Source organism: Streptomyces sp. NPDC038213, assembly GCF_055600495.1.
Genome location: NZ_JBVJYM010000022.1, coordinates 123305 through 132107 on the forward strand (window position 1 = coordinate 123305; position 8803 = coordinate 132107).

At 71.5% G+C, this 8803-nt stretch carries 2 protein-coding genes, 1 tRNA gene and 1 rRNA gene; 1 reads left to right on the forward strand and 3 read right to left on the reverse strand.

The annotated features are described in order from the left end of the window. Nucleotides 1-98: 98 nt before the first annotated feature. On the reverse strand, nucleotides 99-5561 hold the full coding sequence (locus ACZ7JZ_RS26045; RefSeq protein ID WP_470943313.1) for a HAMP domain-containing protein: 5463 nt from the start codon (nucleotides 5559-5561) through the stop codon (nucleotides 99-101). Between the two features lie 332 nt (nucleotides 5562-5893). Here ACZ7JZ_RS26045 and ACZ7JZ_RS26050 point away from each other — a divergent pair, with 332 nt between their 5' ends. Further along, nucleotides 5894-8530: a SpoIIE family protein phosphatase gene (locus ACZ7JZ_RS26050; RefSeq protein WP_470943315.1), complete on the forward strand. Its 2637-nt coding sequence runs from the start codon at nucleotides 5894-5896 to the stop codon at nucleotides 8528-8530. A gap of 102 nt (nucleotides 8531-8632) precedes the next feature. Here the strand turns inward: ACZ7JZ_RS26050 and ACZ7JZ_RS26055 are convergent. Beyond that, nucleotides 8633-8705 (reverse strand) — tRNA-Thr (locus tag ACZ7JZ_RS26055). A gap of 5 nt (nucleotides 8706-8710) precedes the next feature. Then, nucleotides 8711-8803 (reverse strand): 5S ribosomal RNA (gene rrf / locus ACZ7JZ_RS26060); the annotation flags it as partial.

Here is an 8803-nt window from a genome sequence, read left to right on the forward strand (position 1 = left end):
GAACGTGGCGGGGGCGCCGAAGGTTCCCGGCTTCCGGCCCTCCCGTACCGCTGCCGCACCCCTGCGCCAGCAGTCCGCCCGCCACGCTCCCCGTACGGTCACTTTCCGCGCATCCAGCGCTCCATGACGGTCAGCAGGTAGTCGGGATCGACCGGCTTGGTGACATAGTCGGAAGCGCCCGAGTCGATGGCCTTCTCCCGGTCCCCCTTCATCGCCTTCGCCGTCAGCGCGATGATCGGCAGCCCCGCGAACTGCGGCATCCGCCGGATCGCGGAGGTCGTGGCGTACCCGTCCATCTCCGGCATCATGATGTCCATCAGCACGACGGTCACGTTGTCGTGCTGCTCCAGGACCTCGATCCCCTCGCGCCCGTTCTCCGCGTACAGCACGGCCAGCCCGTGCTGCTCCAGCACGCTGGTCAGCGCGAAGACGTTCCGCACGTCGTCGTCCACGATGAGCACCTTCTCGCCGTGGAAGTCGTACGTGCGCGGCGGTACGGGCAGCTCCTCCACGGCGCTCCCCCAGCCGTCCGGCGCCTGCCCGGCCCCGGCGGGCTGCCCGGGCAGCGCCGGACGCTGCTCCAGCTCGCTGAGCGCCTTGCGGCGGCGCCGGAACAGCGTGGGCGAGCCCTCGTGCCCGCGCATCCCGGCGTCCGCCCCACCGGGGCCGTACGACGCGTCGGCCGGGGCCGGGTCCGTCGGACCGGCGGGCGGCCGCGCCTCCGCCGGGGCACCGGCCCCCGCGGCGGGCAGCCCGGCCGCGGGCGGCCTGCGGTAGGGCTCGCGCCCGCCCGGAGCCGGCGGCGCGTACCCCTGCGGGGGCAGCTCGCTGGGGTGCAGCGGCAGGTACAGGGTGAAGGTGGACCCGCGGCCCGGCTCGCTCGCCGCGTGGATCTCCCCGCCCAGCAGCCGGGCGATCTCCCGGCTGATCGACAGGCCCAGGCCGGTGCCCCCGTACTTGCGGCTCGTCGTGCCGTCGGCCTGCTTGAACGCCTCGAAGATCACCAGCATCTTGCTCGCCGCGATCCCGATGCCGGTGTCCGTGACCGAGAAGGCGATCAGCTCGCCGTCCGCCTCCCGCAGCGAGCCCGCCTCCAGCAGCTGCTGGCGGATCTCCACCGGCACGTCCGCCTCGGCGGGCCGGATGACCAGCTCGACCGCCCCGCTGTCGGTGAACTTGACCGCGTTCGACAGGAGGTTGCGCAGCACCTGCAGGAGCCGCTGCTCGTCCGTGTGCAGGGTGGCCGGCAGCTCCGGCGAGACCCGCACCGAGAAGTCCAGGCCCTTCTCCGCGGTCAGCGGGCGGAAGGTGGCCTCCACGTAGTCGACCAGCTGCACCAGCGCGATCCGGGTGGGGCTCACGTCCATCTTGCCCGCCTCGACCTTCGACAGGTCCAGGATGTCGTTGATCAGCTGGAGCAGGTCGGAGCCGGCCCCGTGGATGGTCTCGGCGAACTCCACCTGCTTCGGCGAGAGGTTGGAGTCGGCGTTGTCGGCGAGCAGCTTCGCGAGGATCAGCAGGGAGTTGAGCGGGGTCCGCAGCTCGTGCGACATGTTCGCGAGGAACTCGGACTTGTAGCGCATCGAGACGGCGAGCTGCTCGGCCCGCTCCTCCAGCACCTGCCGCGCCTCCTCGATCTCGGTGTTCTTCACCTCGATGTCGCGGTTCTGCTGGGCCAGCAGCTCGGCCTTCTCCTCCAGTTCGGCGTTGGCCGCCTGGAGGGCCTTCTGCCGGTTCTCCAGCTCGTCGGAGCGCTCCCGCAGCTGCTCGGTCATCTCCTGCGACTGCTTGAGCAGCACCTCCGTCTTGGAGTTGACGCTGATCGTGTTGACGCTCGTACCGATCATCTCGGCGATCTGGCTCAGGAAGTCCTTCTGGATCTGGGTGAACGGCTGGAACGACGCCAGCTCGATCACGCCCAGCACCGAGCCCTCGAAGAGCACCGGGAGCACGATCACGTGCGCCGGGGGCGCCTCGCCCAGCCCCGAGGAGATCTTCAGGTACCCGGGCGGGGTGTTCTCGACCAGGATCGTCCGCTTCTCCTCCGCGACCGTCCCGATCAGCCCCTCACCCGGCCGGAACGAGGTCGGCATCGCACTGCCCGCGTACGCGTAGCTGCCGCGCATCCGCAGCTCGTACGGGCCGTCCGAACCGGCCTCCGCGGCCGGCTCCCCGCCGCCCGCCGGCTGGACCAGGAAGAACACGCCGTGCTGGGCCGAGACCACCGGCGTGAGCTCGCTCATGATCAGCCCGGCCACGTCGTCCAGGTCCCGGCGGCCCTGCATCAGGCCGGAGATCCGGGCCAGGTTGCCCTTCAGCCAGTCCTGCTCCTTGTTGGCCAGGGTGGTGTCGCGCAGGTTCGCGATCATCGTGTTGATGTTGTCCTGGAGGACCTGGATCTCGCCCGCCGCGTCCACGTCGATCTTCAGGTTGAGGTCTCCGCGGGTCACCGCGGTCGCCACGGCCGCGATCGCGCGCACCTGCCGGGTGAGGTTCCCGGCCATCTCGTTCACGGACTCCGTCAGGTCGCGCCAGGTGCCGTCCACGTCCCGCACCCGCGCCTGGCCGCCGAGGATGCCCTCCGTACCCACCTCGCGGGCCACGCGGATCACCTGGTCCGCGAAGGAGGACAGCTGGTCGACCATCGTGTTGATCGTGGTCTTCAGCTCCAGGATCTCGCCCCGGGCGTCGATGTCGATCTTCTTGGTCATATCGCCCTTGGCGATGGCGGTGGTGACCATGGCGATCTGCCGGACCTGTCCGGTCAGGTTGGACGCCATCGAGTTCACCGACTCGGTGAGGTCCTTCCACGTGCCCGAGACCCCCGGCACGTGCGCCTGGCCGCCGAGGCGCCCCTCGGTGCCCACCTCGCGGGCCACCCGGGTCACCTCGTCCGCGAAGGAAGACAGGGTCGTCACCATCGTGTTCACGGTGTCGGCGAGCTGCGCGACCTCGCCGCGGGCCTCCACCGTCACCTTCTTCGTCAGGTCGCCGTTGGCCACCGCCGCCGAGACCTGCGAGATGTTGCGCACCTGCAGGGTCAGGTTGTTGGCCATCAGGTTGACGTTGTCGGTGAGGTCCTTCCAGATGCCCGTGACCCCGCGCACCCGCGCCTGGCCGCCGAGCTGACCCTCGGAGCCCACCTCGCGGGCCACCCGGGTCACCTGCTCCGCGAACGAGGACAGCTGGTCCACCATCGTGTTGACGGTGGTGACCAGCTCGAGGATCTCGCCCTTCGCATCGACGGTGATCTTCTTCGACAGGTCGCCCATGGCCACCGCGGTGGTCACCTCGGCGATGTTGCGCACCTGCGAAGTCAGGTTGTTCGCCATGAAGTTGACGGACTGCGTGAGGTCCTTCCAGGTGCCCGAGACCCCCTTCACCTCCGCCTGCCCGCCGAGGATCCCCTCCGTACCCACCTCGCGGGCCACCCGGGTCACCTGCTCCGCGAACGAGGACAGCTGGTCCACCATCGTGTTGATGGTGTTCTTCAGCTCCAGGATCTCCCCGCGCGCGTCCACGTCGATCTTCTGCGACAGGTCGCCCCGCGCCACCGCCGTGGCGACCTGGGCGATGTTGCGCACCTGCGAGGTCAGGTTCCCCGCCATGCCGTTCACGGAGTCCGTGAGGTCCCGCCACACGCCGGCCACGCCCGGCACCTGCGCCTGGCCGCCCAGCCGCCCGTCGGTGCCCACCTCGCGGGCCACCCGGGTCACCTGCTCCGCGAAGGCGGAGAGCTGGTCGACCATCGTGTTGATGGTGTTCTTCAGCTCCAGGATCTCCCCGCGCGCGTCCACGTCGATCTTCTGCGAGAGGTCGCCCCGCGCCACCGCCGTGGTCACCTGCGCGATCTGGCGCACCTGCGAGGTCAGGTTCCCCGCCATGAAGTTGACGGAGTCCGTCAGCTCCTTCCAGGTACCGGAGACCCCCTCCACGCGCGCCTGCCCGCCGAGCCGGCCCTCCGTACCCACGTCCCGCGCCATCCGCGTCACCTGGTCGGCGAAGGAGGACAGCTGGTCCACCATGGTGTTCACGGTGTTCTTCAGCTGGAGCATCTCGCCGGAGACGTCCACGGTGACCTTCTGCGAGAGGTCGCCGTTCGCCACCGCGGTCGTCACCTGCGCGATATTGCGCACCTGCCCCGTCAGGTTCCGGAAGGCCGTGTTCACCGAGTCGGTGAGGTCCTTCCACGTACCCGCGGCACCCGGCACCTGCGCCTGACCGCCGAGCTCGCCCTCGGCCCCGACCTCCCGGGCCACCCGGGTCACCTCGGAGGAGAAGGAGAGGAGCTGGTCCACCATCGTGTTGACGGTGTTCTTCAGCTCCAGCATCTCGCCTGCCACGTCGACCGTGACCTTCTGCGAGAGGTCGCCGTTCGCCACGGCCGTGGTCACCTGCGCGATATCGCGCACCTGCGTGGTCAGGTTCCGGAAGACCGTGTTCACCGAGTCGGTGAGGTCCTTCCACGTACCCGCCGCACCCGGCACCTGCGCCTGACCGCCGAGCAGGCCCTTCGCCCCGACCTCGCTCGCCACCCGCGTGACCTCGTCCGCGAACGTCCGCAGCGTCTCGGTCATCTGGTTGATCGTTTCGGCCAGCTGGGCCACTTCGCCCCGCGCGCTGACCGTGACCTTCTGCGACAGGTCGCCGTTCGCCACCGCCGTGGTGACCTGCGCGATCCCCCGCACCTGCGCGGTCAGGTTCCCCGCCATCGTGTTGACGGAGTCCGTCAGGTCCTTCCACACCCCGGCCACACCCGGCACCTGGGCCTGCCCGCCGAGCTCCCCCTCGGTACCCACCTCGCGGGCCACCCGGGTCACCTCGGACGAGAACGACGACAGCTGGTCCACCATCGTGTTCACGGTGTTCTTCAGCTGGAGCATCTCGCCGGCCACGTGCACCGTGACCTTGCGCGACAGGTCGCCCTTCGCCACCGCCGTCGTCACCAGCGCGATGTCACGCACCTGGGCGGTGAGCCGGTACGCCATCGTGTTGACGGAGTCCGTCAGGTCCTTCCACGAGCCCGACATGCCGCGCACCTGCGCCTGCCCGCCGAGCTTGCCCTCCGTACCGACCTCGATGGCCACCCGCGTCACCTCGTCGGTGAACGCCGACAGCTGGTCCACGAGGTTGTTGACCGTACGGCCGACCTTCAGGAACTCCCCGCGCAGCGGGTGCCCGGCCCCGTCCCCGGACTGGGTCCGCAGGTCCATCCGCTGGTCCAGGTCGCCCTCGGCCACCGCCGACAGCACCCGGCCGACCTCCGAGACCGGCCGGGCCAGATCGTCCACGAGGGCGTTCGACGCGTCGATCGCCGCCGCCCAGGAGCCCTCGCAGGCCCCCGTCTCCAGCCGCTCGCTGAGCTTGCCCTCCCGGCCGACCGTCCGCCTGACCCGGGACAGCTCCCCCGTCAGGTGCAGGTTCCGGTCCGCGACCTCGTTGTAGACGGCGGCGATCTCCGCCATCACGCCTTCGCCGGACACCGTCAGCCGCTTGCGGAAGTTTCCGTCCCGCATGGACGCGAGAGCGGTCAGCAGCCGGTTCAGCGCCGCCGTGTCCACTTCCGTCGTGCCGCCTCTACGGGGCCGTCCGCCCTTCACGCGCGCACCTGCCCTGCGCGTGCCTACGCCAGACTCCACCGTGTCCCTCCCGAAAGGGTCGACCCCACTGCCCGGGCTCCTCTTGCCAAGCCTTCCCAGTGTTTCACCATGGTTGAACGCGGCCATAACACTTCGGCACCTTCGTGCAAGACCGGCACCTGCGGGTGGAATCCCCGCAGACCGCGCCCGTACCGACCGCGAAGGTAAGTACCCTGGCCTCCGACTGTCCAGCCGCCCCGGTCCGCCCGGCAGGGGCGGGGACGAGGCGACACCGGGCGCCGGAGGGGTGTCCGATGGCCGAGCCGGGCTTCGCAACACGACAGAGGAGTCCTGTGATCACGGCCCGGGCGGCTGCCACCTTCGACCCTGTCCCGCGTTCGGTCGCCGGTGCCCGCGCCTTCGTCCGCGACACCCTCCAGGGCTGGGGCTTCGCCGATATCGTCGACGACGCCGTGGTCCTGACCAGCGAACTCGTCACCAACGCCGTCATCCACGCCGGCACGGCCGCCGAGGTCCTGTGCCTGCGCGCGGCGGAGGGCATCCGCGTCGAGGTCGCCGACCGCTACCCGGAGCGCGAGGTACCGCTCCAGCACCCGGAGCGCGGCTGCCCCGACCCCGAGCAGGAGAGCGGCCGCGGACTGATGCTCTGCGCCGCCATCGCCACCCGCTGGGGGGTGGACTACGCCCCGGCCCGCAAGCACGTCTGGTTCCAGCTCGACCTGCCGGCCCGCCCCGTAGGCACCCGGTACGCCGGCCCGGCCGTCCCGGACCACCAGCTCCCCCGCGCCGAGTCCCGGGTCCGCGTCGCCGTCCTCCAGGTCGACGACTCCGGCACGGTCACCTCGTGGAGCGAGGATGCCGAGCAGCTCTTCGGCTACCCCGCCGGCAAGTGCGTCGGCCGCCCCCTCGGCGACCTGGCCGCCTGGCCCCACACCCCGGGCACCGGCACCGGCCTCGCCGAGGCCCTGCGCCTGTCCCGCTGGGAGGGCAGCTACGGCATCCGCTGCGCCGACGGCCGCACGATCCCCGTGTACGCCTCCCACCTGCGGGTCCGGGACTCCGAGGGCGCCGCCTCCACGGTCTGCCTGCTCGTCCACGACCGGGAGCGCGCGGTCCTCCAGACCCCGGCCCGCACCGTCGGCGCCGCCGACCCGGCCCAGCTCTCCGAGACCCGCACGGCCGACCCCTTCGAGGTGTTCATCGGCTCCCCGGCCCCCGACGACCTGGACGGACTGCTCCAGCGCACCGTCGAGCGGGCCCGCGACATGCTCGACGCCGACTCCGCCTTCCTCCTGCTGGCCACCGACGACGAGACGGAGCTGGAGGTACGCGCCACCACGGGCCTGGCCTCCACCCGCCAGCGCTTCGCCCGCGTCCCCGTCGAGGCGGGCACGGCCCGCTACGGCTCCGCCCGGATGCCCGCCGTCCACGACGACCTCCTCGCCGTCCCCGGCGCCGTCCCCCTGCTGACCGGTACGGGCATGCGCTCGGTGGTGACCGTCCCCCTCAAGGTCGAGGGCCGCCTCACGGGCTCCCTCGGCGTCGCGGCCGAGATCCCGGGCCGCTACTCCAACGAGGAGGCCCTGCGCCTGCAGTTCGCCGCCGACCGGATCGCCCTGGCCGTGGAATCGGCCCGCCTCGGCGAGCTGGAGCGGCTGCGCCGCGGCTCCCTGTCCTTCCTCGTCGAGGCCTCCGACCTGCTGGCCGGCACCCTCGACCGGGACCAGACCCTGGCCCTGATGGCCCAGATGACGGTCCCCACCCTGGCGACCTGGTGCGCCGTGTACACGATCGCCGACCCGGCCTCCGAACCGCACCTCGCGTACGTGCTCCACGAGGACGAGGACCGCATCGACGGCCTGAAGGCCCTGCTGACCCGCATCCCGCCGCCCGAGCCCCTGAACACCCCGGGTGCCCGCCCCTGGACGGCCCCGGCGGAAGCCGCCCGCCCCACGGGCCCGCCGGCCACCCTGCGCCCGGGCGGCGTCCGCACCTCCGCGGCGACGGCCGCCGCCGTCAGCGGCGAGACCGTGGTCCTGCCCCTGATGGCCCGCAACCGGGTCATCGGCATGCTGACCCTCGGCAAGCCCGCCGAGGAGCACTTCCGCCAGGAGATCGTGGAGCTGGCCGAGGACCTGTCCCGCCGCGCCGCCCTGGCGCTGGACAACGCGCGCCTGTACTCGGAGCGCATGGCGATCAGCCGCTCCCTCCAGCGCAGCCTGCTGCCGCCCAGCGCCCCCGCCATCCCCGGGGTCGAGGTCGAGGTCATCTACCGCGCCGCCGGCGAGGGCAACGAGGTCGGCGGGGACTTCTACGACGTCTTCCCGATCCGCGACGGCGCCTACGGCTTCGCCATCGGCGACGTTTGCGGTACGGGCCCGGAGGCCGCCGCCGTCACGGGCCTGGCCCGGCACGCCCTGCGCCTGCTGGCCCGGGAGGGCTTCGGCGGCCCGGCCGTCCTGGAGCGCCTGAACGCCGCCATCCTCGACGAGGGCGCCCGCAGCCGCTTCCTGACCCTCCTGTACGGGGAGCTCAGCCCGCAGCCGGACGGCGGGGCCAGCCTGAAGCTGGTCTGCGCGGGGCACCCGCTGCCGCTGCGCCTGCGCCAGGACGGCACGGTGGAGCCGGCCGCGGAACCCCAACCGCTCCTCGGCGTGATCGAGGAGCTCGACCTGCACGAGCAGACCGTCACCCTGGACCCGGGCGACGTCCTGCTGTGCGTCACGGACGGGGTCACGGAGCGCCGCGAGGGCTCCCGCATGCTCGGCGACGACGGCCTGGCCGAGGTCCTGACGGGTTGTACGGGTCTGACGGCGGGCGCCGTAGCGGCCCGGGTCCTGCGCGCGGTGGAACGCTTCGCCGCGGAACCGGCTTCGGACGATATGGCCATCCTCGCCTTCCGCATCCCCGAACCCCGCCGGGGCGACTGACCGGCCCGGCCCCGCCGCATCCGTGCGGCGGGGCCGACACCGGCCAAGAAGCCCGTAAACGCAAAAAGGCCCCCGCCAGATGGCGGGGGCCTTTTCTTGTTGAGCCCTTTAACGGAATCGAACCGTTGACCTTCTCCTTACCATGGAGACGCTCTACCGACTGAGCTAAAAGGGCGGGTTGTTCGGCGGCGTCCTACTCTCCCACAGGGTCCCCCCTGCAGTACCATCGGCGCTGAAAGGCTTAGCTTCCGGGTTCGAAATGTAACCGGGCGT

Coding starts and splice junctions, on each gene's coding strand:
- ACZ7JZ_RS26050 (WP_470943315.1), top strand. CDS start 5,894: ATGGCCGAGCCGGGCTTCGCAACACGACAGAGGAGTCCTGTGATCACG.